Annotated in this window: 23 protein-coding genes; 10 read left to right on the top strand and 13 right to left on the bottom strand. The window is 69.4% G+C overall.

Annotated features, from left to right (window positions below):
- Positions 1 to 4: 4 nt before the first annotated feature.
- From parC to pgi, 4 genes are all read right to left on the bottom strand, one after another.
- Positions 5 to 2266: a DNA topoisomerase IV subunit A gene (gene parC, locus HPA02_RS11140; protein WP_146803272.1), complete on the bottom strand. Its 2262-nt coding sequence runs from the start codon at positions 2264 to 2266 to the stop codon at positions 5 to 7.
- Positions 2267 to 2477: 211 nt separating this feature from the next.
- A complete protein-coding gene (gene parE, locus HPA02_RS11135; RefSeq protein ID WP_146803271.1) occupies positions 2478 to 4373 on the bottom strand; it encodes a DNA topoisomerase IV subunit B in 1896 nt (631 codons plus the stop codon).
- A gap of 14 nt (positions 4374 to 4387) precedes the next feature.
- A complete protein-coding gene (locus tag HPA02_RS11130) occupies positions 4388 to 5068 on the bottom strand; it encodes a YqiA/YcfP family alpha/beta fold hydrolase (RefSeq protein WP_146803270.1) in 681 nt (226 codons plus the stop codon).
- Between the two features lie 319 nt (positions 5069 to 5387).
- Positions 5388 to 7067 carry a glucose-6-phosphate isomerase gene (pgi, locus tag HPA02_RS11125; RefSeq protein WP_146803269.1) on the bottom strand — a complete coding sequence of 560 codons (1680 nt, stop codon included), beginning with the start codon at positions 7065 to 7067 and terminating at the stop codon, positions 5388 to 5390.
- A 280-nt stretch (positions 7068 to 7347) separates the two neighbouring features.
- On the opposite strand from pgi, the gene cmoA reads away from it, so the two are divergent.
- Genes cmoA through cmoB form a run of 3 tightly spaced genes read left to right on the top strand, consistent with a single transcriptional unit; the run spans position 7348 to position 10515 of the window.
- Positions 7348 to 8088 carry a carboxy-S-adenosyl-L-methionine synthase CmoA gene (cmoA, locus tag HPA02_RS11120; RefSeq protein WP_146803268.1) on the top strand — a complete coding sequence of 247 codons (741 nt, stop codon included), beginning with the start codon at positions 7348 to 7350 and terminating at the stop codon, positions 8086 to 8088.
- Between the two features lie 29 nt (positions 8089 to 8117).
- The gene (locus HPA02_RS11115) at positions 8118 to 9521 is read left to right on the top strand and encodes a phospholipase D-like domain-containing protein (RefSeq protein WP_146803267.1); all 1404 of its coding nucleotides are present in this window, start codon (positions 8118 to 8120) and stop codon (positions 9519 to 9521) included.
- Between the two features lie 7 nt (positions 9522 to 9528).
- The gene (gene cmoB, locus HPA02_RS11110; protein ID WP_146803266.1) at positions 9529 to 10515 is read left to right on the top strand and encodes a tRNA 5-methoxyuridine(34)/uridine 5-oxyacetic acid(34) synthase CmoB; all 987 of its coding nucleotides are present in this window, start codon (positions 9529 to 9531) and stop codon (positions 10513 to 10515) included.
- A gap of 65 nt (positions 10516 to 10580) precedes the next feature.
- On the opposite strand, the gene HPA02_RS11105 is transcribed toward cmoB, so the two are convergent.
- Positions 10581 to 11255 (bottom strand): zinc metallopeptidase, encoded by a 675-nt coding sequence (locus HPA02_RS11105; RefSeq protein WP_146803301.1) that lies wholly within the window; start codon positions 11253 to 11255, stop codon positions 10581 to 10583.
- 127 nt (positions 11256 to 11382) lie between these two features.
- Here HPA02_RS11105 and hemP point away from each other — a divergent pair, with 127 nt between their 5' ends.
- The 6 genes from hemP to HPA02_RS11075 all read left to right on the top strand — a co-directional run bounded on the left by hemP (position 11383) and on the right by HPA02_RS11075 (position 17595).
- Entirely contained in the window at positions 11383 to 11571 is a 189-nt protein-coding gene (gene hemP / locus HPA02_RS11100; RefSeq protein WP_146803265.1) for a hemin uptake protein HemP, read from the top strand.
- Positions 11572 to 11677: 106 nt separating this feature from the next.
- Complete coding sequence (locus HPA02_RS11095) at positions 11678 to 13657, top strand: TonB-dependent receptor domain-containing protein (RefSeq protein WP_146803264.1); 1980 nt, start codon at positions 11678 to 11680, stop codon at positions 13655 to 13657.
- Between the two features lie 5 nt (positions 13658 to 13662).
- The gene (locus HPA02_RS11090) at positions 13663 to 14733 is read left to right on the top strand and encodes a ChuX/HutX family heme-like substrate-binding protein (protein WP_146803263.1); all 1071 of its coding nucleotides are present in this window, start codon (positions 13663 to 13665) and stop codon (positions 14731 to 14733) included.
- Entirely contained in the window at positions 14730 to 15608 is an 879-nt protein-coding gene (locus HPA02_RS11085) for a heme/hemin ABC transporter substrate-binding protein (RefSeq protein ID WP_146803262.1), read from the top strand. The genes HPA02_RS11090 and HPA02_RS11085 overlap by 4 nt, the downstream gene beginning before the upstream one ends.
- Before the next feature lie 94 nt (positions 15609 to 15702).
- Positions 15703 to 16722, top strand: a complete 1020-nt coding sequence (locus tag HPA02_RS11080) for a FecCD family ABC transporter permease (protein ID WP_146803261.1) — start codon at positions 15703 to 15705, stop codon at positions 16720 to 16722.
- A gap of 90 nt (positions 16723 to 16812) precedes the next feature.
- Positions 16813 to 17595: an ATP-binding cassette domain-containing protein gene (locus HPA02_RS11075; protein ID WP_146803260.1), complete on the top strand. Its 783-nt coding sequence runs from the start codon at positions 16813 to 16815 to the stop codon at positions 17593 to 17595.
- An 86-nt stretch (positions 17596 to 17681) separates the two neighbouring features.
- On the opposite strand, the gene cysN is transcribed toward HPA02_RS11075, so the two are convergent.
- The 6 genes from cysN to HPA02_RS11045 form a co-directional block, all read right to left on the bottom strand.
- Complete coding sequence (gene cysN, locus HPA02_RS11070) at positions 17682 to 19106, bottom strand: sulfate adenylyltransferase subunit CysN (RefSeq protein WP_146803259.1); 1425 nt, start codon at positions 19104 to 19106, stop codon at positions 17682 to 17684.
- Positions 19107 to 19157: 51 nt separating this feature from the next.
- Positions 19158 to 20069 carry a sulfate adenylyltransferase subunit CysD gene (gene cysD / locus HPA02_RS11065; protein WP_146803258.1) on the bottom strand — a complete coding sequence of 304 codons (912 nt, stop codon included), beginning with the start codon at positions 20067 to 20069 and terminating at the stop codon, positions 19158 to 19160.
- A gap of 222 nt (positions 20070 to 20291) precedes the next feature.
- On the bottom strand, positions 20292 to 21026 hold the full coding sequence (locus HPA02_RS11060; protein ID WP_146803257.1) for a metallophosphoesterase: 735 nt from the start codon (positions 21024 to 21026) through the stop codon (positions 20292 to 20294).
- Positions 21026 to 21472, bottom strand: coding sequence for a DUF1249 domain-containing protein (locus HPA02_RS11055; protein ID WP_146803256.1), 447 nt, complete (start codon positions 21470 to 21472; stop codon positions 21026 to 21028). The genes HPA02_RS11060 and HPA02_RS11055 overlap by 1 nt, the downstream gene beginning before the upstream one ends.
- A 4-nt stretch (positions 21473 to 21476) precedes the next feature.
- On the bottom strand, positions 21477 to 22118 hold the full coding sequence (locus HPA02_RS11050; protein WP_146803255.1) for an NUDIX domain-containing protein: 642 nt from the start codon (positions 22116 to 22118) through the stop codon (positions 21477 to 21479).
- A gap of 83 nt (positions 22119 to 22201) precedes the next feature.
- The gene (locus tag HPA02_RS11045) at positions 22202 to 22834 is read right to left on the bottom strand and encodes a tetratricopeptide repeat protein (protein WP_146803254.1); all 633 of its coding nucleotides are present in this window, start codon (positions 22832 to 22834) and stop codon (positions 22202 to 22204) included.
- A gap of 151 nt (positions 22835 to 22985) precedes the next feature.
- Between HPA02_RS11045 and greB the strand changes: the two genes are divergently transcribed.
- Positions 22986 to 23528, top strand: a complete 543-nt coding sequence (gene greB / locus HPA02_RS11040) for a transcription elongation factor GreB (protein ID WP_146803253.1) — start codon at positions 22986 to 22988, stop codon at positions 23526 to 23528.
- Here greB and HPA02_RS11035 read toward each other — a convergent pair whose 3' ends face one another.
- Entirely contained in the window at positions 23529 to 24527 is a 999-nt protein-coding gene (locus HPA02_RS11035; RefSeq protein ID WP_146803252.1) for a methyltransferase, read from the bottom strand.
- A gap of 5 nt (positions 24528 to 24532) precedes the next feature.
- Positions 24533 to 25241 (bottom strand): methyltransferase domain-containing protein (locus HPA02_RS11030; RefSeq protein WP_146803251.1); only part of this gene is annotated, 709 nt, incomplete at its 5' end.

Here is a 25241-nt window from a genome sequence, read left to right as displayed (position 1 = left end):
AGCTTCAAGCCTCCGGCTTCAAGCTCTCGAGTTTATCCACCTTCTGGAAGCCCCGGGGCAGCTTGCTGCCACGCCGGCCGCGTTCGCCCGCATAGTAGTCGAGATCCGCCGTCTTGAGGGTGAGGTGACGCTTGCCGGCGTGGATCACCAGGGCATCGCCCTCGGCCAGCAGGGCGATATCCCGCACCAGCTCCTCGCGGCGTGCCGCCCGGGCCCCGGGAATATCGAGCATCTTGTTGCCCTTGCCCTTGGCCATCTCCGGTAGCTGCTCCAGGGGGAAGACCAGCAGGCGCCCCTCGTTGGAGACCACCGCCACTCGGACGTTGTTGCCCTCGGGGATATGCCGCGGCGGTAGCACGGCACAGCCCTTGGGCAGGCTCAGGGCCGCCTTGCCGGCCTTGTTCTTGCCGGTCAGGTCATCGAGGCGCGCCACGAAACCATAGCCGCCGTCGGAGGCCAGCAGGAAGCGCGCCTCGGGCGGGGCCAGCATCAGCCCCGCCATATGGGCACCGGCGGCCACGTTGACCCGGCCGGTGACCGGCTCGCCCTGGCTGCGGGCGCTGGGCAGGTTATGGGCGGCCAGGGTATAGGCGCGACCGGTGTCGTCGAGCAGCACCAGGGGCTGGTTGGTCTTGCCCCGGGCCGCCAGCAGGAAGCGGTCGCCGGCCTTGAAGGCCAGGCCCTCGGGGTCGATCTCGTGCCCCTTGGCGGCGCGGATCCAGCCCTTCTCGGAGAGCACCACGGTGATGGGATCGGCACCCATCAGCTCCACCTCGGAGAGCGCCTTGGCTTCCTGGCGCTCGACCAGCGGCGAACGCCGCGCATCGCCGTGGTCCTTGGCCGCCTCGCGCAGCTCCCGCTCGATCAGGTCGGTGAGCTTGGCCTCGCTGCCGAGCAGGGCCTGGAGGCGCTTGCGCTCCTTGCTCAGCTCGTCCTGCTCGCCGCGGATCTTCATCTCCTCGAGCTTGGCCAGGTGGCGCAGGCGCAGCTCGAGGATCGCCTCGGCCTGGCGTTCCGAGAGGCCGAAGGCCTCGATCAGGGCCGGCTTGGGCTCGTCCTCCTCGCGGATGATGCGGATCACCTCGTCGATATTGAGGTAGGCGATCAGCAGGCCCTCGAGCAGGTGCAGGCGCTCCTCCACCTTGCCCAAGCGATGCTCCAGGCGCCGGCGCACCGTGGTGCGGCGAAAGCGCAGCCATTCGCCGAGCAGCTCCGGCAGCGGCATCACCCGGGGCCGGCCGTCGAGGCCGATGACATTGAGGTTGACCCGGATATTCTTCTCCAGGTCGGTGGTGGCGAACAGGTGCGCCATCAGCGCCTCGATATCGACCCGGTTGGAGCGCGGCTCGATCACCAGGCGGGTGGGCTCCTCATGGGTCGACTCGTCGCGCAGGTCGGCGACCATGGGCAGCTTCTTGGCCTGCATCTGGGCGGCGATCTGCTCCAGCACCTTGGCGCCGCTCACCTGGTAGGGCAAGGCGGTGACCACCACCCGGCCCTCTTCGAGGACGTAACGCCCGCGTAGCTTCACCGAGCCGCGGCCGCTCTCGTAGAGCTTCCTGAGGTCGGCGCGGGGGGTGATGATCTCGGCGGCGCTGGGAAAGTCCGGCGCCGGCAGATGTTCGATCAGGTCGCTGGTGGTGGCCTCGGGATGGCGCAGCAGATGGCAGGTGGCCTCGACCACCTCAGAGACGTTATGGGGCGGAATATCGGTGGCCATGCCCACGGCGATGCCGGTGCCGCCGTTGAGCAGCACATGGGGCAGCCGCGCCGGCAGCACCACGGGTTCGTTCATGGTGCCATCGAAGTTGGGGGTCCAGTCGACGGTGCCCTGGCCCAGCTCCGAGAGCAGCACCTCGCTGAACTTGGAGAGCCGCGCCTCGGTGTAGCGCATGGCGGCGAACGACTTGGGATCGTCGGGGCTGCCCCAGTTGCCCTGGCCATCCACCAGCGGGTAGCGGTAGCTGAAGGGCTGGGCCATCAGCACCATGGCCTCGTAGCAGGCGCTGTCGCCGTGGGGATGGAACTTGCCCAGCACATCGCCGACGGTGCGCGCCGACTTCTTGTACTTGGCATTGGCGGAGAGCGAAAGCTCGCGCATGGCGTAGACGATGCGCCGCTGCACCGGCTTCATGCCGTCGCCGATATGCGGCAGCGCCCGGTCGAGGATGACGTACATCGAGTAGTCGAGGTACGCCTTCTCGGTATATTCGCGCAGCGAAAGGCGTTCGACGTCGCCCTCCGCCACCTGGATATCCATGGTCATAGCACGGTGGCCTTGTTCACACTTGTGGAATCGTCGAGGGATCATCCCTCTGCACACTCATCGGCACCAGTGGCTCCGAGTCACGGCTGATCCGGCGACAGGCCTTCGGGGAGGCGCTGTGAACCCATCCCTGGGCGCTACCGATGCCATCCCTGGCATAGGACCTCCCCTCCGACCTGTCCCCGGCGCCGCTCGCCCTTGGCGCTTGGCGCTACACCTCGATATCGGCGAGGTTGCCGTAGTCCTCGAGCCAGCTCTTGCGGTCGGCGGCACGCTTCTTGGCCAGCAGCATGTCCATCATCTCCAGGGTGCCGTCGCCGTCGTCCCGGGTCAGCTGCACCAGGCGCCGGGTGTCCCGAGCCATGGTGGTCTCGCGCAACTGCAGGGGACTCATCTCGCCCAGGCCCTTGAAGCGCTGCACGTTGATGGGGCCGGCCTTCCGGGTGCCGCGCTTGCCCTCCAGCTTGCGCAGGGTGGCCGCCTTCTCGCTCTCGTCCAGGGCGTAGTGGACCTCCTTGCCCAGGTCGATGCGGTAGAGGGGGGGCATGGCCACATAGACGTGGCCGGCGTCCACCAGGGCCGGGAAGTGGCGCACGAAGAGCGCGCACAAGAGGGTCGCGATATGCAGGCCGTCGGAGTCGGCGTCGGCGAGGATGCACACCTTGTGGTAGCGCAGCTTGGAGAGGTCGTCGCTGCCCGGGTCGAGGCCGATAGCCACGGCGATGTCATGCACCTCCTGGGAGCCGTAGATATCGTGACTGTCCACCTCCCAGGTATTGAGGATCTTGCCGCGCAGCGGCAGGATCGCCTGGGTCTCGCGATCCCGAGCCTGCTTGGCGCTGCCGCCGGCGGAGTCGCCCTCCACCAGGAACAGCTCGCTGGTGGCGGGGTCCTGGCCGGAGCAGTCCGCCAGCTTGCCGGGCAGTGCCGGGCCCGAGGTGACCTTCTTGCGCGCCACCTTCTTGGCGCTCTTCTGGCGCCGCTGGGCGGCGCTGATCACCAGCTCCGCCAGGGCCTCGGCCTGGTCGACATGGTGGTTGAGCCACAGCGAGAAGGCGTCCTTGACCACCCCGGAGACGAAGCCCGCCACGGTACGCGAGGAGAGGCGCTCCTTGGTCTGACCGGCGAACTGGGGATCGAGCATCTTCACCGAGAGCACGAAGGCGACCCGCTCCCAGAGGTCGTCGGCGGTCAGCTTGACGCCCCGGGGCAGGAGGCTGCGGTAGTCGCAGAACTCGCGCAGCGCCTCGAGCAGCCCCGAGCGCAGGCCATTGACATGAGTGCCGCCCAGGGGGGTAGGGATCAGGTTGACGTAGCTCTCCTGCAGCGATTCGCCGCCCTCCGGCAGCCACTGCACCGCCCAGTCCACCGCCTGGTCGTCATCGGCGAAGTGGCCCACGAAGGGCGCCTGGGGCAGCACCTCATAGCCATCGGTGGACTGGGCCAGGTAGTCGCGTAGGCCATCCTCATACTGCCAGGCGCTCTCGGTGCCGTCGGGCTCCACCAGGGTGATCTTGAGTCCCGGGCAGAGCACCGCCTTAGCCCGCAGCAGGTGCTTCAGCCGCCCCAGCGCCAGCCTGGGGCTATCGAAGTAGCTCGCCTCGGGCCAGAAGCGCACCAGGGTGCCGGTGGTGCGCTTGCCGCAGCTGCCGATCACGGCCAGGTCGGCGACCTTCTCGCCCCGCTCGAAGGCGATGGCGTGGCGGCTGCCGTCGCGGCACACCTCGACCTCCAGGCGCGTGGAGAGCGCATTGACCACCGAGACCCCGACCCCGTGCAGGCCGCCGGAGAAGCGGTAGCTGGAGTCGGAGAACTTGCCGCCGGAGTGCAGCTTGGTAAGGATCAGCTCGACCCCGGAGACACCATGCTCCGGGTGGATATCGATGGGCATGCCGCGACCGTCGTCGGCCACCTCGATGCGCCCATCCTCGCCGAGGCGCACGCTGATCTCCCGGGCATGGCCGGCCAGGGCCTCGTCGACGCTGTTGTCGATGACCTCCTGGGCCAGGTGGTTGGGGCGACTGGTGTCGGTGTACATGCCGGGGCGCTTGCGCACCGGCTCGAGTCCGGAGAGTACCTCGATGGAGCTGGCACTGTATTGCGTCATAAATGTTCCGGTCGCTAGTCGTTATCGATGCCCATGGTATCGCCGGACGGCGCTTCCTGCTCCAACGCCCTGACGAGACTCGCCGCCTGGGACGGGGTCAGGCGATGGCCGCCCCAGGCGAGGACCGCCGGCAGGTAGTCGGCCAGCGCCGTGAAGGCGTGATCGCCGCCGGGATGCAGCAGGGTGGCGGCGCCGCGGTAGGCGGCGAAGGCCTCGCGGCAGTCCAGGGCCTCGTCGGCGGTGCCCAGCAGCAGCAGGTAGTGCTCCGGCGTCAGCCGCTCGGGGGTCATGGCCAGGAGCGCCTCCCGGTGGGCCACCGTGAGGCGAAAGGCCTCCCCGGTATGGTCGTTGACGAAGTCCTCGCCGATCCAGTCGGCCATCAGCGCCGCCGGCCGCAGCGCCGGGTTGATCAGCACCGCCGCGTGGCCGTGTCGCTCGGCCAGGCAACTGGCCAGGAAGCCTCCCAGGGAGCTGCCCACCAGCAACGGCCTAGGGCCCAACGCCCCGAGCGCCTCCTCAGCCAGGGCCAGGGCCGCCTCGGGGCGATGGGGCAGCTGGGGGGCGGCGCAGGCCAGGCCCAGGGCCTCGCCGGCCCGCACCATCAGGCGCAGCTTAGGAGAGCCCAGGCCACTATTGAAACCATGCAGATAGAGCAGGCCCGAGGCCGGCTCCCCGTGTCGCGGCGCGCTTAGCATACCGCAACCCCTGGATGAATAACCAGCACACAACATCTGACACCAGCTTTGCCGTCGAATGAAGGCACAAGGGGCGCTGGGGGCAGGCCGGAGCGAAGCGTCTTTTTCAGGGATGAGGAAGGCCCTTCCGAACGGGTAGGCCATGGATGGCCTACCCCGGCCCTGCAAGCGAAGCCGGATGCGAGAGCGCCGCAGGAAAAAGTCGAGCGCCCAGGGAGGGGTTCACAGGGTCTTCGCGAGGGTCCGGCCTGCCGGGTGCCTGCCCCCAGAGTAGCCGCGGCCTTTGGGGCCCCGAGGCACCTCGTCTGGATAGTCCTGCTCATGGCGCTTCCGCCTCGGCGGCCCAGAAGGCCTCGATCAACCCGCGGCTGGAGTCGTCCATGGCCTCCTGGCCGCGGCGGCCGGCGAGGATCCGCTCGGTCTCGCCGGCGATGCGTTTGCCCAGCTCCACCCCCCACTGGTCGAAGGGGTTGATGTCCCAGATCACCGCCTGGACATAGACCTTGTGCTCGTAGAGGGCGATCAGCGCCCCCAGGGTGGCCGGGGTCAGGCGCTCCAGCAGCAGGGTGGTAGAGGGCTGGTTGCCCCGGTAGCGCTTGTGGCTGGGCTGGGCGTCGCCATCCGCCAGGGCCTCGTCGCCGAGCATCAGCACCCGCGACTGGGCGAAGCAGTTGGCCAGGGTCAGGCGGTGCTGCTCCTTGAGGTGGGCCCGGGTGGCGGCGTCCGCCACCTCGTCATAGCGGCGCAGCGGCGCAATAAAGTCGCAGACCACCGCCTGGGTGCCCTGGTGCAGCAACTGATAGAAGGCGTGCTGGGCATTGGGGCCCAACTGGCCCCAGAGCACCGGGCAGGTGGCGTAGTCCAACTGATGGCCGTCGTGGGTCACCGACTTGCCGTTGGACTCCATCTCCAGCTGCTCGAGGTAGGCGGCGAAGTACTCCAGGCGGCCGTCGTAGGGGAGGATGGAGTGGGCGCGGATATCCAGGAAGTTGACGTTCCAGATCCCCGCCAGGGCCAGCAATACCGGCAGGTTGTCGGCGAGTTCCGCCTCGCGGAAGTGACGATCCATGGCATGGGCCCCGGCCAGCAGCTCCCGGAAGTGGTCCATGCCCACCACCAGGGCGATGGGCAGGCCGATGGCCCCCCAAAGCGAATAGCGTCCGCCGACCCACTCCCAGAACTCTAACTGGTGCGCGTCATCGATGCCCCAATCGTGCATCTTCTCGGGGCTCGCCGAGACGCCGATAAAGTGCTGGCGCATGACCAGCGCCGCCGGCATGCCGACACGCTCGCCGGCGAGCCGCGCCAGCAGCCAGTCCCGGGCGGTGCGGGCATTGGAGAGGGTATCGATGGTGGTAAAGGACTTCGACGAGAGCACGAACAGGGTGGTCTCGGGATTGAGGCGCCCCAGGTAGTCGGCCAGTTGGGAGCCGTCCATGGTGGAGGCGAAGTGCACTTCCAGCGCCTGGCTCCCCTCGGCGCGGAAATCGGCCAGGGCGTGGGTCACCATCAATGGCCCCAGGTCGGACCCCCCTACCCCCAGGTTGACCACGTCACGGATCGGCTTGCCGGTGGCGCCCCGCCACTGGCCCGCATGCAGCTTGGTTACCATGGCCTCCATGCGCGCCAGGGTGTGATGCACCGCCGGCACCAGGTCCTCGCCCTCTACCACCAGGGAGGCCGACGCGGGCAGGCGCAGGGCGGTATGCAGGGCCGGGCGATCCTCGCTGATATTGACCCGCTCGCCATCGAGTAACCGGCCGATGGCCCGGGGCACGCCGGCCTCCCGGGCCAGGGCCAGCAGCAGCTCCCGGGTCTCGGGGCTCCAGCGCTGCTTGGCCAGGTCCAAAGTCAGCCCCGCGGCGCTGCGGGTAAAGGCCCGGTGGCGGCCGGGCTGCTCGGCGAACAGCGTCTTGAGATGCACCTCCCCCAGGGCCTCGCGGTGGGCAACCAGGGCCCGCCAGGCGGGACGCCGCGACAGGGGTGACGCTGACGGCATAACTCTCTCTCCTTGAAGGGCTGTCGGTACGGCTTTGCCTGGGGGCACTGCCATAGAGCTGACCAGGGACGCGGGGAGCAGGCCGGAGCGAAGCGTCACTATCGGGGACGAGAATGCCGAGCGCCCAGGGAGGGGGTTACGGCGTCTTCGCGACGTTGCCCGCGCCCAGGATAGCCCCGGGCCTCAACGCCTGGTGGCGTCCATCACCGGATTTCGCCGGGGTCGTGTCATCCCGCGACACGCAGTAGAATGGCCGTATTTCCCCCGGGCCCACCATGCCATGAGTGACGCATCTTACCGTGACGCGATCTTTTCCACACCCCTGGACCGGGTCGCGCGCTTCTCCTTCGACGAGCAGGTGGTCGCCTGCTTTCCCGACATGATTCGCCGCTCGGTGCCGGGCTATGGCCAGATCCTCGGCATGCTCGGAGTGATCGGCGAACGTCATCTGCGCCACGGCGCCCGGGTCTACGACCTGGGCTGCTCCCTGGGGGCCGCCGGCCTGGCCCTGGCCGGGCGATTGCCGCCGGCGGCCTTCGACTACACCGGGGTGGACCTCTCTCCGGCCATGGTGAGCCGGGCCCGGGAGACCCTGGGTAGCGAGTGCCCCGAGCACGCCATGACGGTGCTGGAGGGGGACATTCGTACCCTAGACTACCGGCCCGCGGGCATGATCCTGCTCAACTTCACCCTGCAGTTCCTGCCGCCCGAGGATCGCGACGCCCTGATGCGCCGCCTGCATGAGGCCCTGGAGCCCGGCGGGGTGCTGATCCTCTCCGAGAAAATCAAGGCCGCCGACGAGCAGGAGAACGCCTGGCTGGTGGAGCGCTACCACGACTTCAAGCGCGCCAACGGCTACAGTGACCTGGAGATCAGCCAGAAGCGCACGGCGCTCGAGAACGTGCTGATCCCCGATAGCCTGGAGGCGCACCATGCGCGCCTGGCCGAGGCCGGCTTTTCGCGCAGCCTGACCTGGTTCCAGTTCCTCAACTTCGCCTCGCTGATCGCCTTCAAGGAGTAGCGGGCATCGGCGAGGCCGGGAGGCTCTCCATGTCGCCGACCCTGCTCGCCCTCTTGCTGCCCCTCGGCGGCGCCTGGCTGGCCACCGCCTGGTGGCACAGCCGCAAGCCCCTGCCGCCGGGCCTGCATGTGGTGGGGCCCTGGCGGAGCGCCGACGCCCCGCGCCTGCTACTCGACGAGACCTATGCGGATACCTCGGGCCGCCGCCAGCGGCGCCAGGCCATCTTCGCCGAGTGGCGGCGACTGATCGCCCAGGCCCGCCGCCTGGTGGTGATCGACCTCTTCCTGCTCGACGACGGTCCCCTGGGGCGGGCGCTGTGCCGGGCACTGATCCAGCGCAAGGCCCGCCTCCCGGCCCTGGAGGCGGTGGTCCTGGTGGACCCCATCAATCACCGCTATGGCGGCCGCGAGGCGCCTCATCTGGAACGCCTGCGTCGCGCCGGCATTCGGCTCGTCAGCTGCGACCTGACCCCGGGACGCGATCCCAACCCGAGCTGGTCGGCACTCTGGCGGGGGCTGTTTCGGCCTCTGGGCAACTCGCCCCGGGGCGGCTGGCTGCCCGATCCCCTGGGGCCCGGTCGGGTCTCCCTGCGCAGCTACCTGGCGCTGCTCAACCTCAACGCCGACCATCGCAAGACCCTGGTGGTGGACGAGGGCGACGGCTGGCGGGCGGTGGTGGGGTCGGCCAATGCCGACGAGGCGAGCCGCGACTACCGCAACGCCGCCCTGAGCCTGGGCGGCCCCGTGGCGCTCGACCTGCTGCATAGTGAACTGACCCTGGCGCGGCGCTCCGGCCTCACCTGGCTACCGCCCTGCCCGGCCCCGCCCTCCGACGCTCCTGCGACCCTGCCGCGGCTGCGCCTGCTAACCGAAGGGGCCATCCGCGACACCCTGTTGAGGCTGCTCGCCGAGGCCCGCCCCGGCGACCGCCTCTGGGTATGCGCCTACTACCTGGCCCACCGCCGGGTGATCCACGCCCTGCTGGCCGCCCGGCGGCGCGGCGTGGCGATCCGCGTGCTGCTGGACCCCAATGACCGCCACTTCGGCCGCGCCAGCCCCGGCCTGCCCAACCGGCCGGCGGCCCGGGAGCTGGCCCGCCGTGGCCTGGCCATCCGCTGGTATGGCGACGCCGAGTCCCAAGGGCATGGCAAGTGGCTGCTTCACCAACGCCCCGGGGACCACGCCACCCTGCTGCTGGGCTCGGCGAACCTTAGCCGACGCAGCCTCGACGACAACAACTTCGAGGCCAATATCCAGTTGCAGGCGCCGGCGGACCATCCGGTGATCCGCCGGGCCCGGGCAAGCTTCCTGCGCTACTGGCATAATCGCCACGGAGAAACCCACAGCCGCCCCTTCCCGGCCCGGGACGACGCCACGGCCTGGCGCTACTGGCGCTACCGGCTGATGGAGGCCAGCGGCTGGTGCACTTTTTAAGGACCCCATGAACAACTCCCATCGCGACCTCTACCGCGCCTTCCTCGACCAGGGCCTGGAGACCTGGCTGGCCCGCCTGCCGGAACAGCTGGCCCAGGGCCTCGACCGCAAGCGTTATGGCGACCTGCCGGCCTGGGAGAAGGCCGTGGCCAAGCTGCCGCCGCTCCCCAAGGAGCGCGAGGCCTACCTGGACGCCGACACCGTCAGCGTCGAGGTGGCCCTCGGCGACAGCCAGCGCCGCCAGTGCGAGAACCTGCTGAGGAAACTCGCCCCCTGGCGCAAGGGCCCCTATCGGCTCGGCGGCATCACCATCGACACCGAATGGCGCTCCGACTGGAAGTGGCAGCGCCTGGCCCCCCACCTGGCCGACCTGGCCGGGCGCCGGGTGCTCGACGTGGGTGGCGGCAGCGGTTACCACGGCTGGCGCATGGCCGGAGCCGGGGCCTCCTTCGTGCTGGTGATCGACCCCTCGCCGCGCTTTTATTATCAGTTCCAGGCGGTACGCCACTTCGTCGGCGACCGCGACACCCACCGCACCCACTTCCTGCCGGTGGGCATCGAGGCGGTCCCCGACGACCTGCAGTGGTTCGATACGGTCTTCTCCATGGGCGTGCTCTACCACCGCCCCTCGCCCCTGGAACATCTGCACAAGCTCAAGGCGTGCCTGCGCCCGGGGGGCGAGCTAGTGCTGGAGACCCTGGTGGTGGAGGGCGACGAGACCACGGTGCTGCTGCCCGGGGAGCGCTACGCCGCCATGCCCAATGTCTACTTCCTGCCCTCCTCACGCGCCCTGTGTCACTGGCTGGAGCGCTGCGGCTTCGACGATGTCCGGGTGGTGGACGAGGCGATCACCACCACCGAGGAGCAGCGCGCCACCGACTGGATGACCTTCCAGTCCCTGGCCGACTTCCTCGATCCCGAGGACCCGACCAAGACCCGGGAGGGCTACCCGGCCCCACGCCGAGCGGTCATCATCGCCAATCGCCCGTCGTAACGCCCGGTGGGCGCTCGGCTATTGCCACGCACGGTCGCCGAGCGATTCGCCGCGACGCGGCGTAGCTAGCGCCGCAGGATCACTAGCCAGCGCCCCAGGTTGAGCAGGCTGGCCAGGGACGCCGCCACATAGGTAAAGGCGCAGGCGGTCAGCAGGTGACGGGCCGCCGGCATATCGTAGGGAGGCAGATACTCCTCGAGCAGCGGCAGGGCGCGTCGGTAGCTGGCATCCAGCTCCACCGGCAGGGTGATCAGGTGCACCAGGGCGGCGGTGCCGAAGCTCAACACCGCGGCCAGGATCACCAGGGCCAGGCCGGTGGGGGTACGGGTCAAGAGGAACAGCAGCGGCGCGGCCATCATCAGCGCCGCGCCGAGCTTCTCGGCGCCCTGGGCCAGGCGCACCAGGCGGGTCCGCGCCAGCAGCGGTTGATAGCCCTGGTGATGCTGGATGGCGTGCCCCACCTCATGGGCCGCCACCGTAACCGCGGTCAGCGACCGCCCCTCGAAATGTTCCGGGCTCAGGCGCACCCGCCGGGCCGCGGGGTCGTAGTGATCCCCGGCCGTGGTGACCTCCACCGCCACCCCCTCGAGGCCCAGGCGCTCGATCAGGTGCTCGGCCAACTCGCCGCCGCTGCCAGGGTAGTCGTCCCGGGGAGCGCCATGGCGCGCCAATGCCCAGCGCGCCCAGGCATTGGGCAACAGGAAGAGGGCCAGGAGCCCGCCCACCAACAGCAGCCAGATCACGTCTTCCGCCCTCCGCCATCGCTCTGTTCGCTTCGACCCATCGGGAGCCCCGCCGTTCCGGGCTTGACTAAGAGAAAGATACAAATAATAATAATTATCGTTTACCGACGCTTCAGGAGGCTCCATGGACCGGCCCTTACCCCATCAGGCCCTCCCCCAGGCACCGCATGATGCCAGAACCCTGGTGATCCGTGATAACCGTATCCCCAGCCGCGAGTTGCTGGATGGCCGGGGACCATTGGAGATCGAGCACCAAGGGCGCCGCTATCAGCTCCGCGAGACCCGCAATGGCAAGCTTATCCTGACCTGCTGAAGCGGACTTCTTCCCTACTCATCCCAACCCACATCGAGACCCGCCAGCCAGGCCACGCCCAGCCAGCCGCTCGATGACGTCATGCCCCAAGGACAACGTCATCCCCATGAAGCGAGCACTCTGCTGCGGCACCGCCCTGGCGCTGCTGATACCCTCCCCCGGCCTGCTGGCCGATACCCTGCCGACCGAGCGTGTCGAAACCTCGGCACCGCTGGTCGTCACCGGCACCCGCGCCCCCACCGACCCCGCACGGGCGCCACTGATCCTCGATGTGATCGACCGCCATGACCCGGCGCTAAGCACCGCTGGGCGTATCGAAGAGCTGCTCGGCGACCTGCCCGGCCTGCAGGTGGCCGGACAGGGACGCCGCAACGGCCAGACCCTGAGCCTGCGCGGCTTCGGCCGCGGCGGGGTGCTGGTGCGCCTCGATGGCGTACGCCAGGACATCACCACCGGCCATCTCGGCAACTTCTTCCTCGATCCGGCCCTGCTGCGCGAGGTGCAAGTGGCCCGTGGCGCCCTGTCGAGCCTCTATGGCGGCAACGCCATGGGCGGGGTAATCAGCTTCGAGACCGTGGAGGCGGCGGACCTGCTGCGCCCCGGAGAGACCCGCGGTGGCCGCCTGGCCCTGCGCGGTGCCAGCGATCGGAACGAGCTGGGCGCCACTCTCTCCCTCTTCGGCCGCACCGATACCACCCTCGGCGAGGCGGATGGACTGCTGGCGCTGGGGCGTAGCAAGTCTGGGGATATCCGTCGCGCTGGCGGCGACACCGCCCCGGATGACGCCAGCCTCGACAGCCTGCTGGCCAAGGGCGGTCTCGAGATCGCCCCGGATCAGCGCCTCTTCGCCAGTTGGCAGCACTATCGGGAGGACAGCACCCAGCCTGCTAACCCCCAGGCCCTGGCCGATAATGCCAGCAACCCGTTGCGCGATCGCCGGGTCACCAGCGATAACGTCCAGCTCGGCCACCGCTGGCAGCCCGACGTCGCCACCCGCTGGGAGACTCGTCTGACCTTCGCGCGTCAGGCCATCGACGAGCCCACCGCCGAGCGCACCCAGGCGCGCCTGGGGCTGCAGGGCGACGGCTACCACCGCCTGGAGCACGGTTGGCTGACCCAGACCCTAGCCTTCGGCGCCGAACTGGATCGCGCCCGCCAGCGCCCCGGGGACGATGCCAGTGGCTTCCCCGAGGCGGATATCGACACTGCCGCCCTCTACCTGGACGACACCCTGACGGTGGGCCGCTACCTGGATAGCGGCGGGGTCGGGGAGTTCGACCTCGGCCTGGGCGCTCGCTTCGATCACTACCGGGCCGAGGACAGCGCCGGCCGAGAAAGTCGCGAGACTCAGGTCTCGCCACGGCTGCGCCTGGCCTGGCGCCCCCTCGACGGCCTTATGCTCTACAGCGGCTATGCCGAGGCCTTTCGCGCGCCGACGCTCTCCGAGCTCTACGCCGACGAGCGCCACTTCGCCGGCTTCTGCCCCTCCCCCTTCTTCTGCTTTCCAGACAACTTCTGGGTGCCCAACCCGGATCTCAGGCCGGAGACCAGCCGCACTTGGGAGAGCGGCCTCGCCTGGCAGACCGGCGACTGGGGCCTGCGCGCCAGCTACTTCGACACCCGCGCCGATGACTTCATCGATAGCGAGGTGGATGTCCTGGCTGGCACCACCCGGGCCGCCAATGTCGCCCGGGCCCACCTCTGGGGCTTCGATGCCCGCCTGAGCTGGTCTCCTGGGCCCCTTCACGCCCAGCTCGGCCTCGCTGAAGTGAGCGGCCGCGACCGCGACAGCGGCGACCCCCTGGGCCGGCTCACGCCCCTGGAGGCCCTGGTCGGCCTCGACTATCACTTCGCGTCACCGAACCTGACCCTGGGCTGGCGAGGCCGCTTCGCCGAATCCCACGACGCCGGTGACGCCCGGGCCCCCGGCTATGGGCTGCACGACCTGCAACTGGCCTGGGCCCCCAACGCCAGCGTCGAGACCAGCCTCAAGCTGCGCAACCTCGCCGACAAGACCTGGTATCGCCCCGACGGCAGCCTCGGCGATGGCCGCAGCCTGCTCGTCAACCTCAGCCTGCAATGGTGATTCTTATGCCCGAACTCGAACGCGCCCCCTCCCACGACCAGAGTGCCATCCTGGCCGCCTTCGATGCCGCCCGCCGCGCCACCCCGCGCCTGCCCGCCATCGATATCGCCCAACGCCTGTCGATCAGCGAGGGCGCCCTCCAGGCGGCCCGCCTGGGCCGCGATGTCATCGGCCTGTCCCTGACGCCGGCGGAGCTCGCCGCGCGCTTCCATACCCTGGGACGGGTCAAGGCGCTGACCCGCTCCCGCCATGCGGTGCTGGAACAGCAGGGGGAGTGCCCGGCGCTCGGCGGCGCCCCCCAGGCCGGCCTGCTGCTGGCCCCCGGCGGCCTGGACATGCGCCTGCTGTTCGCCCACTGGCACTGGGCCTGCCTGATCCGTGACACCCTGCCCGATGCGCAGGGCGAGGCCCATGAGCGCCTGAGCCTGCAGGTCTTCGACCGCCACGGTCGCGCCCTGCTCAAGCTGTTCTGCCTGGAGACCTGGCCCGGCAAGGGCTGGCCGGCCCTGGAGAGCATCGGCAACGCCCATCCGCCGGTCTTTACCGGCACGGCAGATCCCGCGCCGCGGCCTCTGCCGGAGGCCCCGGGCCTGGCCGACGACTGGACGCGGATGCGCGACGTCCACCAGTTCTTTACCCTGCTGCGCCGCCACGGCCTGGCCCGCCACGAGGCCAATGCCCTGATGGAGGGGCGCTTTACCCGTCGCCTCGACGCCACGGCGGTGGCCACGGCCCTAGCACGGGCCGCCGAGCGGGAACTGCCGCTGATGCTCTTCGTCGCCAGCCCCGGCTGCGTCCAGATCCGTACCGGGCGGCTGCCGGCGCCCCAACGGATGCGCGGCTGGCTGAACCTCTTCGGCGAGGACTTCACCCTGCACCTGGACGACGCCGCCATCGCCAGCGTCTGGTCGGTACACAAGCCCAATCGGGACGGCGGCGTCACCAGCCTGGAGGCCTTCGATGCCCAGGGCGAGCTGATCCTGCAGCTCTACGCCGAACGCCGCGAGGGCAGCGGTGAACGCGGCGACTGGCGCGATCTGCTGGCCGAGCTGCGCGACGAGGAGGCGGTGGCATGAACCGCTGGCTGGTGCGCCTGGCCCTGGCCTGGCTGATGCCGATCTCGGCACTGACCACGGCGGCGCAGCCGCCGTCAAGGGACCTGGTACTCGGCGGCGACCTGGCCGAGATCGTTGCCGAACTGGGCGAGGCACAGCGGCTGATCGGTCGCGACGATACCAGCCAGTTCCCGGCCGCGATCGAAGCGCTCCCCTCGGTGGGCTACCTGCGCCAGCTGGCCGCCGAGGGGGTGCTGTCGCTTCGCCCGGAGCGGCTGCTGGTGGCGGACCAGGCCGGCCCGGCGGAGGTGCTGGCCCAGCTCGAGGCGAGCGGCGTTACGGTGATCCGCATCGCCACCCCGCCACGCCTCGAGGCGATTCCCGCCAAGGTGCGGGCGGTGGCCGACGCCCTCGGTCAAGCGGAGCGCGGCGAGGTCCTGGCCAGCCGCCTGGAGGCGGAGATCGCCGAACTCGCCGCCCTGCCAGAACTGCCGCCGCTGCGGGCGATGTTCCTGCTCGGCCATGGCGGTGCCACGCCCCGGGTCGCCGGTCGCGAGACCGCCGCCCAGGCGATGATGGATGCCGTGGGGGTGACCAACGCCTTCGCCGAGATGCCGGGCTACCAGCCGGTGGGGGGCGAGGCACTGATCCGCCAGGCCCCGGAGGTGGTGATCGCCACCCGCGGCGGCCTGGAGGCCATGGGCGGCGAGGCGCGCCTCTGGCAACTGCCGGGGCTGGCCCTAACCCCGGCGGGTCAGGCCCGGCGCCTGGTGGTCTTCGATGATCAGGCGCTGCTGGGCTTCGGCCCGCGCACCCCGGCGACCCTGCTGGCACTCTACGAACGCCTGGAGCGCCTGGCCATGGGGCAACTGCCCAGCACGGAGGCGACCCCATGAGCGCCCGCCCTCTCCATCAGGCGCCCCTGCTGGCCCTCTATGAACGCCTGGAATCCCTAGCCATGGAGCAACCGGCAGCGGCAAGAGGTGAGCCATGATCCTGCGACGCCCTTCCCTGCCCTGGCCCTCCCCCGCCTGGCCGACCCGCTCCGGCACCCTGGCCGGCCTGCTCCTGGCCCTGCTGGGGGCCTGGCTGCTGGGCGCCTTCAGCGGCAGCCTGGGGCTTTCGCCGCGGCTGCTGCTGGGCGAGTGGCCCAGCTCGTCGGACTGGCAGGTATGGTGGCAGCTGCGCCTGCCCCGCCTGCTGCTGGCCAGCCTGGTGGGCGCCATGCTGGCCGGCAGCGGCGCCGCCATGCAGGGGCTGTTTCGCAATCCCCTGGCCGACCCCAGCCTGCTGGGGCTGGCCAGCGGCGCGGGCCTGGCCGTGGCGCTGTGGATCGTGCTGCTGGGCGGTTCCGGTCTCTACGGACAGTTCCTGGCCGGCTTCCTGGGGGCCCTGGCGGTCTGCCTGCTGGTCTTTCGCCTGGGCGCCCAACGCCCCGGCCAGGAGGCGCTTTTTACCCTGCTGCTGGCGGGGCTGGCCATCAACACCCTGACTGGCGCCTTCGGCGGCCTGCTGGCCTTCGTGGCCAGCGACGAGCAGCTGCGCCAGCTAAGCCTGTGGGGCATGGGCAGCCTGGCCCACGCCCTCTGGCCGGCGGCCATCGGCGCACTGCTCTGCATTCCCCCGGCGCTGCTATGGCTGCTGCGTACGGCCCGCGGCCTGGACCTGCTGCAGCTCGGCGAGTTCACCGCCCACGGCGCCGGCCTCGATGCCCGCGCCCTCAAGCGTCGGGTGATCCTGGCCACCGCACTGGGGGTGGGGGTCTGCGTGGCCCTGGCCGGCATCATCGGCTTCCTGGGGCTGCTGGTGCCCCACTGCCTGCGCCTCTGGCTGGGGCCGGGGCATCGCCTGCTGCTCCCCGCCTCCATGCTAGGTGGCGCCCTCTTGCTGCTGGTGGCCGATACCCTGGCCCGCACCCTGGCCAGCCCCGCGGAGATCCCGGTGGGCCTGCTGACCAGCCTGCTGGGAGGTCCCTACTTCCTCTGGTTACTGCTACGCCGCCGCGCCTGAGAGACGCCCTAATAGGGCCCGGCTCTTTATCTTGCTTTGGTTACTGATGCGCCGCCGCGCCTGAGAGACGCCTATGCCCGAGAGACGCCTATGCTGACCCTGTTTTCCGCCGGTTTTACCACCACGCCACGCCTCGAGCCCATCAGCGACCGCCTGCTACCCGGTGAGCTGCTGGCCATCGTCGGCCCTAATGGCGCCGGCAAGAGCACCCTGCTGACCCTGCTCTCCGGCTTCCGTGCCCCGGAGCGGGGCAGCGTCTGCCTGGATGGCATGCCGCTGACCGCCTGGGCCCCCCAGGCCCTGGCCCGGCGTCGCGCCCTGGTGGCCCAGCAGGTACGCCCCAGTTTCGACTGGGGCGTGCGCGAGCTGGTGGCACTCGGCAGCGACGCCGCCCCAGAGCGGGTCGACGCTTGCCTGGCAGCCCTAGACCTGACCCATCTGGCCGAGCGGCGCATCACCGGCCTCTCCGGCGGCGAGGCCCAGCGCTGCCTGGTGGCCCGGGCGCTCTGCCAATTGGCGGCGGACCAGTTGGCGGGAGAGACGGGCACCACTGCCGATCAGTCCCCGCCGGGGCTCTTGCTGCTGGATGAACCCACCAGTGCCCTGGATATCGGCCAGCAGCAGCGCCTGATGCGGCTGCTGCGGCGCCTGGCCAGCGAACGCGGCCTGGCCATCGCCTGCGTGCTACACGACCTCAACCTGGCGGGGCGCTTCGCCCACCGGGTCTGGCTGTTGGAGAGGGGACAACGGATCGCCGCCGGCACACCCGAGGAGGTGCTTAGCGCCGCCCGCCTGGCCAGGGTCTTCGATGCCGAGCTCCGGGAAACCACCAGCGACGATGGCGAGCCCCCGGCCCTGGTACTGGCCCGCTAGGCCAAGCACCGGGCCCATACAAAGACGCCCCCGACGGTTGTCACCGTCGGGGGCGTCGCTTGGTGCCGGATTCGCTCGGCGGCGACTTAGCCGAGTAGGTCGCGAATGTCCTTGGCCTCCCAGTGCGGGAAGTGCTTGCGCACCAGGGCATTGAGGTCCTGCTCGAAGGCGGCCCAGTCCACCTGGCCGGGCCGACTCTGGCGGGCCTGCCCCAGGCCGCGGATCATGCCGGCGCCCACGGTGACGTTGCTCAGGCGATCGATCACCACGAAGCTGCCGGTGCCCGGGCTGCGGCGATAGTCGTCCACCGGCACCTCGGCGGTGAGTTCCACCTGGCAGCGGGCGATGGTATTGAGCTCCAGGCGCTCCGCCGGGTGGTGCTCCAGGGTATTGACGTCCACCTGGTAGTCGATGGCGCTGACCTGGCCGGAGAGGTCCCGGGTGGCCAGCTTGAAGTCGTAGAGGCGGCCCGGGGTCAGGGCGTCCTCGTGCATCCACACGATGTCCGCCTCGAAGACATTGGAGCCGGGCACCTCGGCATCGGCGGCGACGATCCAGTCGCCCCGGGAGATATCGATCTCGTCCTCCAGGGTCACGGTGATCGCCTGGCCGGGATAGGCCACCTCCAGGTCGCCATCCTGGGTGACGATGCGCGCCACCGTGGAGCGCTTGCCGGAGGGCAGCACCTGAATGGCCTGGCCGGGGCGCAGGATACCGGCGGCCAGGGTGCCGCAGTAGCCGCGGAAGTCCAGGTTGGGACGATTGACGTACTGCACCGGCAGGCGCAGGTCGGTGAGGTTCTGGTCCCGAGAGACCTCCACGCCCTCGAGCAGCTCGAGCAGCGCCGGGCCGTCGTACCAGGGCATCGCTTCGCTGGGGTTGACCACGTTGTCGCCCTTGAGCGCCGAGATCGGCACGAAGCGGATATCCCGGGCATTCAGCTTCTCGGCCACCTGCTGGTACTCGGCGACGATCTCGTGGAAGCGCTGCTCGGCGAAGTCCACCAGGTCCATCTTGTTGATCGCCACCACCAGGTGCTGGATGCCCAGCAGGTCGGCGATAAAGCTGTGGCGCCGGGTCTGGGTCTGCACCCCGTAACGGGCATCGATCAGGATGATGGCGAGGCTGGCGGTGGAGGCCCCGGTGGCCATGTTACGGGTGTACTGCTCGTGCCCCGGGGTGTCGGCGATGATGAACTTGCGCTTGTCGGTGGAGAAGAAGCGATAGGCCACATCGATGGTGATGCCCTGCTCGCGCTCCGACTGCAGGCCATCCACCAGCAGCGCCAGGTCCACCTCCTCGCCGGTGGTACCGCTGGTCTTGGAGGCCTGGGTGATGGCCGCCAGCTGATCCTCGTAGATCATCTTGGAATCGTGGAGCAGCCGGCCGATCAGCGTCGACTTGCCGTCATCCACGCTGCCGCAGGTGATAAAGCGCAGCAGATCCTTGTTCTCGTGCTCGTGGAGATACTGTTCGATATCGTCCGCGATCAGTGCCGATTGATGTGACATCTTCAAACCCTTTACTGGAAGCTGGTGACCCGATGAACCGCCGGCGCGTCGTTAGAAGTAGCCTTCGCGCTTCTTCTTCTCCATGGAACCGGCCTGATCGTGGTCGATGGCGCGGCCGCTGCGCTCGGAGGTGCGGGTCAGCAGCATCTCCTGGATGATCTCCGGCAGGGTCGCGGCCTGGGACTCGACGGCGCCGGTGAGGGGGTAGCAACCCAGGGTCCGGAAGCGCACCCACTTCTCCTCGGGCACCTCGCCCGGCTCCAGGGGCAGGCGCTCGTCGTCCACCATGATCTGCATGCCGTCGCGCTCCACCACCGGACGCGGCGCGGCGTAGTAGAGGGGCACGATAGGAATCTGCTCCAGGTAGATGTACTGCCAGATATCCAGCTCGGTCCAGTTGGAGAGCGGGAAGACGCGGATCGACTCGCCCTTGTTGATCTTGCCGTTGAACAGGCTCCACAGCTCCGGGCGCTGGTTCTTGGGATCCCAGCGGTGGAACTTGTCGCGGAAGGAGTAGACCCGCTCCTTGGCGCGGCTGGCCTCCTCGTCGCGGCGGGCGCCGCCGAAGGCGGCGTCGAAGCCGTACTTGTCCAGGGCCTGCTTGAGGGCCTGGGTCTTCATGGTGTCGGTGTACTTGGCGCTGCCGTGATCGAAGGGGGTGATATTGGCCGCCCGCCCCTCCTCGTTGATGTACTCGATCAGCTCCATGTCGGCCTCCGCGGCCATGCGGTCGCGGAACTCGATCATCTCCTTGAACTTCCAGGTGGTATTGATATGCATCAAGGGGAAGGGAGGCGTGCCGGGATAGAAGGCCTTGCGCGCCAGATGCAGCATCACCGAGGAGTCCTTGCCGATGGAGTAGAGCATCACCGGGTTGGAGAACTCGGCGGCCACTTCACGGATGATATGGATCGACTCGGCTTCGAGTTGCTTGAGATGGGTCTGTCGCTCGGGAGAAAGCATCGCGGCTTGGCAACCTCTTGTAACCTGGGACGGCGCATCGCCGTGGGTGGGCTGCCAGTGGCGCCGGTCGACGCCGAGCGCTAGCGGTCGATCGACCGGAAAAGCGCCCGCGGACGCGCCATGGCAGCGTCATGCCAGCTAGGGTACTGAGGGCGCAACAATAACGTCAAAGAATTAAGAACTATCTTTTTAGCCTACAAAGGAATAAGCAAGCGCACGCCATCAGAGGTCGACCCGCTCGACCCAGGTGGTCAGCCGCTCGCCATCCAGGTCGATCACCCGGTAGCCGGGCCGCGAGGCCTGGTCGATGGCGAACTCGGGAGAGCCACCGAGAAACTGATCGGTCGTGGCGGGCGTGCCATAGACCGCCACCTCGCCCTCGGGCAGGCGCCGCGCCCCGACGAAGGCCTGGTGGATATGCCCGCAGAGCACCGCCTTGACCTGAGGATGCGGCGCCAGGGTCTCCCAGAAGGCCTCACCGTCGGCCAACCCGATGGCGTCCATCCAGGCGGAGCCGATGGCCAGGGGCGGATGGTGCATGGCCACCAGGGTCGGGCGCTCGTCCAGGGTCAGGCTGTCGGCCAAGTCCGCGAGGCGCTCGGCTCCCAGCTCGCCATGGGGCCGCCCCAACACCCGGGTATCGAGCATCAGCAGCCGCCAGGCGCCCAGGTCGAGCTCGTCATGGAAGTCGCGAGTCTCGGTCATAAAGTCGCCATGATCGTGGTTGCCGGGCAACCAGAACCAGGGGCACTCCATGGCGGAGAAAGCCTCGGCGGCATGGCGATAGGAGGCGGGAGTCTCGTCCTGGCTGACATCGCCGGTGACCAGCAGCAGGTCGGGGCGCAGCCGCCGGGCGTGTTCCAGCACTCGGTGCAGCTGACGCAGGGGCACGCCGGCCCGGGAGCGAGCCTCGGGGTCGGCATGCAGGTGACAATCGGTGACTTGCACCAGACGCATCAATTCAGCTCCGGCAGATCCAGGGAGTGACCGTGGGCCAGGGCATGCTCCAGCCATTCGCCGAGGAAACGGTTGATCTGCAGCTTCTCGTCGGGCTGATGCATGCGGGCATTGGGGTAGCGATAGCGCCCGTGGAAGTGGCGCTGGCGCTGGAAGTCGGTGACCTCGGCCATGCGCACGTCGTGGTAGAGGTGCACCAGCATGCGCGGCGGCTCGACGAAGGCATCCATGATGCCGCTCTGGGAGACCCGCAGGCGGCTGGTATAAGGCGCCTCCTCGACCAGCTCCAGCCACAGGGAGCCGAAGCGCTGTTCGCGACCGCGCAGGGCGATCTCGCGAGTCTCGCCGGGGCTAAGCTCCCCCACCAGGCGCGACAGGCGCAGGTAGTTGATGCTGCATTCGGCCTGCAGCCCCTTGAGGTCGGATACATAGGCGGCTCTTGCCATGGCGTTACCTCCGTGCTCGCAATGCGGCCCGCTCCCGTGCCAACCAGTGGAAGGCGATCAGGCACATGGCGTTGTCGAGTCGTCCGGCCTCGAGGAGTTCCCAGGCCTCGCCGAAGGGTAGCACATGTACCTGGATATCCTCGTGCTCGCTGGCCAGGCCATGTACGCCGCCGAGCCCACGGCTGTCGGTCAGCCCCAGGTAGAGGGTGACCCGCTCGTCGCAGGCGCCGGGGCTGGGGTAGTAGCTGTGCAACTCGATCAGCTCGGCGAGGCGGCACCCCGCCTCCTCGAGGGCCTCGCGGCGGGCCACCTCGGCGGGGGCCTCCCCCGCCTCTACCAGGCCGGCGATCGGCTCCAGCTTCCAGGGGCCCTGGGGGTCGTCCAAGGCGCCGGCGCGCAGCTGCTCCACCAGCACCACGCGATCGCGCTCCACGTCGTAGGGCAGCACCCCCACGGCATCCCGGCGCACATGCACCTCGCGCTTGATGGTAGGGCTCCAGCCACCCTGGAAGAGGCGATGGCGCAGGGTGCGCTCTTCCAGGCGGAAGAAGCCCTGATGCAGGCGGGTGGTCTCCAGGCGCTCCACGTCAGCATTGCCGAAGCGCGGCCTGAGCAGGGTCAAGGATCGGTCGCCGGTATCGGCCATGACACCTCCGGGGTCAACGAAGGGGCCATTATCCGGTCATGGGACGGCGATGCCAACCGCCTCTCTCCCCCGCCAGCCCTCTCCTAGCCCTCGAGGCGGCGCAGCAGGGCCCGGGCCTGGGTACGCAGCGCCTCGTCGGAGGCCTGGCGCTCGCCGCGCGTCTCGCCCTCCAGGGCGCGGCGGGCGTGTGCTATGGCCTCGTCCTGGCGTCCCGACTCGACGAGGAACTCGGCATAGTAGAAGTTGACGTCGATGCCCTGGGGACGAATCGCCAGGGCCCGCTGGAACATCGCCTCGGCGGTGTCGTCATCGCCGAAGCCGATCAGCCCCCCCGGCACCCGGTCATAGAGCGCCCCCAGGGTCACATAGGCGGAGCCGTTGAGACCCTGGGGGTCGAGCTCGACGGCCCGTTCCAGGGCCTCACGGGCGCCACGGGCCCGGCTCAGGGCGCCCAGGCCGCCGCGCTCGCGGGCCTCGGAAGCGAGAATAATGCCCTGCCAGGTCAGCAACTCGGCGGCCTCGGGGTACTCCCCGACCAGGGTCTCGGCTCGCTCGGCCAGGGCCGCCAGGGCATCGCCCTGCTCACCGGGCTGGGTGGTGATCCGCTCCCACTGCCGTCGCAGCTCGGCGACCTCCTGCTGCTGGGCAACGGCCAGCGGCGAGAAAACGAGACTGACGCCCAGGGCCAGGGCGGGAAAGGCATGACGCTTGGACATGATCGGGCTCCTTGCTTGTTATTGTGACGGTGGCGCCACCGTCACTCTAACGAACGTTTGAATCACACCCTAGCCCACCAAAGTCGTAGCCGTCCCTTGGCGCCGGCCCAACGGCGCAGTAAGGTCCCAGCAATAGCCAATGGAGAACCTCATGAAAGGTCGTAATATGACCCGCTGGCGCGATCCGGCCAAGGATCCGCGCCAGGAGCCCAAGAGCCACCTGATCACCGCCGAGGGCGCCGAGCGCCTGCGCGGCATCCTCGACCACCTCTCGCGAGTCAAGCGCCCGGCCCTATCGACCAAGGTGGGCGAGGCGGCGGCACTGGGTGATCGCAGCGAGAACGCCGACTACACCTACAACAAGAAGGAACTCAACCGGGTCATCGCGCGGATCCGCTACCTCACCAAGCGCCTCGACGAACTGCAGGTGGTGGATCGCCTGCCGGCGGACACCTCCCGGGTCTACTTCGGCGCCTTCGTTACCCTGGAGGATGACAACGGCGAGGCGATGACCCTGCGCATCGTCGGCCATGACGAGACCGATACCGCCAAGCGCTGGATCAGCATCGACGCGCCCCTGGCCAAGGCGCTGCTGGGCAAGGAGGAGGAGGATGAGGTGACGGTGGCCGCCCCCGGCGGCGAGACCACCTATCTGATTACCGAGATCCGCTACCGTGAGCCGGGCACGAAATAATCAGCACTTGATGGCCCGATAGACCCGGAAGCGGCGATCGTCGGCGAGGATCTCGAAGCCGCCGAAGCTCGCCTCGAGCAGGTCGGGATAGGGCAGGAAGGCATTGGCCACCAGCCACAACTCGCCGCCGGGCGTGAGGTAGGCCGGCGCCTCGCGAATCAGCCGCCCCGCCGGGCCATAGTCGATGGCCCTCTCTTGATGGAAGGGCGGGTTGCTGATGATGCGCTCGAAGCGCGCCCCCTCGGGCAACCCCGAATAGACGTCCCCGGCCACCACCTCGCCGGCCAGGTCGTTGGCGGCCAGGCTGCGCCGGGTCGCCTCCACCGCGAAGGCGTTGATATCGGTGGCGCTGACCCGGGCCCCGCGGCGGGCCAGCCAGCAGGCCAGGATGCCGTCGCCGCAGCCCATGTCCAGGGCGCGGAAGGGGCCCTCGGGCAGGCGCGGCGCCAGGGTCTCCAGCAGCAGCCGGGTGCCGTCGTCCAGCTTGCCATGGCCGAAGACCCCCGGGTGACTGTGCAGGGTCAGCCCCTCGGCCTCGAAGCTCTGCCAGGCCAGGGCCGGATCCAGGGCCACCCGCCCCACCCGGGTCTCGAAGAGGCTGCAACGGCGGGCGCTGTCGCGCTTGCGACAGCCCAGCCCCAGGGCCGCCAGCACCTTGAGCACCCGCTTGATGCCGCCGTTGTTCTCCCCCACCAGCCATAGCGGCGTGCCTTCGGGCAGGCGCTGGCAGAGCGACAGCAGCCACCACTCCCCCAGGGTATGACTCTTGGGCCAGAACAGCACCGCCCCCGGCACCTCGCCCAGGGGTGTCGTGGCGAAGGGGTCGTGAACCACGCCGCCCCGGGCGCGCCAGTCGGCCGACTGGGCGGCATCGCCACTCAGCAGGGCAGTCTCTTGCGGGGACAACCAGGCGTCCCGGGGCGGGGCCACCCAGAGCCAGTGGCGGTGGTCCTGCTCCTGGCGTTCGAGGAGTTGGCAGACGGGGGTCTCGGCGGACATGGCAGTCACTCGGGTTTGTGCAGGGTGTAGAGCAGGTAACGCCCCAGGCGCCAGTGGGGCTCGACGTCGCAGTAGCGCCGCTCCAGCGCCAGCAGCTGCTCCAGTTGTGCCTCGTCGGGATGGCGCTCGCGCAGGTAGTCCTGGAAGACGCGAATCCCCGCCACGGCGGTGATCTCGAGCCCCTGGGCCTCGGCCCAGGTGGCGATCTGATCGTGGGTCAGCGGCGAGATGGGCGTCAGGCGCTGGCGTCGGCCGGCGCCCTCCAGGCGATCCGCCAGGGCCTTCTCCAGGTTGCCCTTGACCACATTGGAGAAGCGCAGGGCATCCCGGTTGAAGATCATCAGCGAGAGCTGACCGCCGGGAGCCAGCAGGCTCGCCAGGGTGGCCAGGGCCGCCTCGGGGTCGGCCAGCCACTCGAGTACCGCATGGCAGACGATCAGCGGCCAGGGCCCCGGGGCCGCCTCGGGCAGCCGCTGCAGGGGTTCCCGCAGGAAGCGCACCGACTGCCCCGCCAGGGCTGCCCGGGCCCGGGACAGCATCTCCTCGGCGGGTTCGGCCAGGGTCACCTCATGGCCGCGGGCGGCGAACCAGGCGGCCATCTGGCCCAGGCCACCGCCGACGTCGAGCAGCGGCTGGCCGTCGAGCTCGAGCTGGCGGGGCAGGCAGTGATCGAGCAACGCCAGGCGCAGGGCGCCGCGCGGCGAGCCGTAGAGA

Origin of the sequence: Bisbaumannia pacifica, assembly GCF_007989625.1 — a bacterium.
Lineage (GTDB): Bacteria > Pseudomonadota > Gammaproteobacteria > Pseudomonadales > Halomonadaceae > Bisbaumannia > Bisbaumannia pacifica.
The sequence above is the reverse complement of the archived record's forward strand: the minus strand, read 5'-3'. Positions and strand labels throughout refer to the sequence as shown.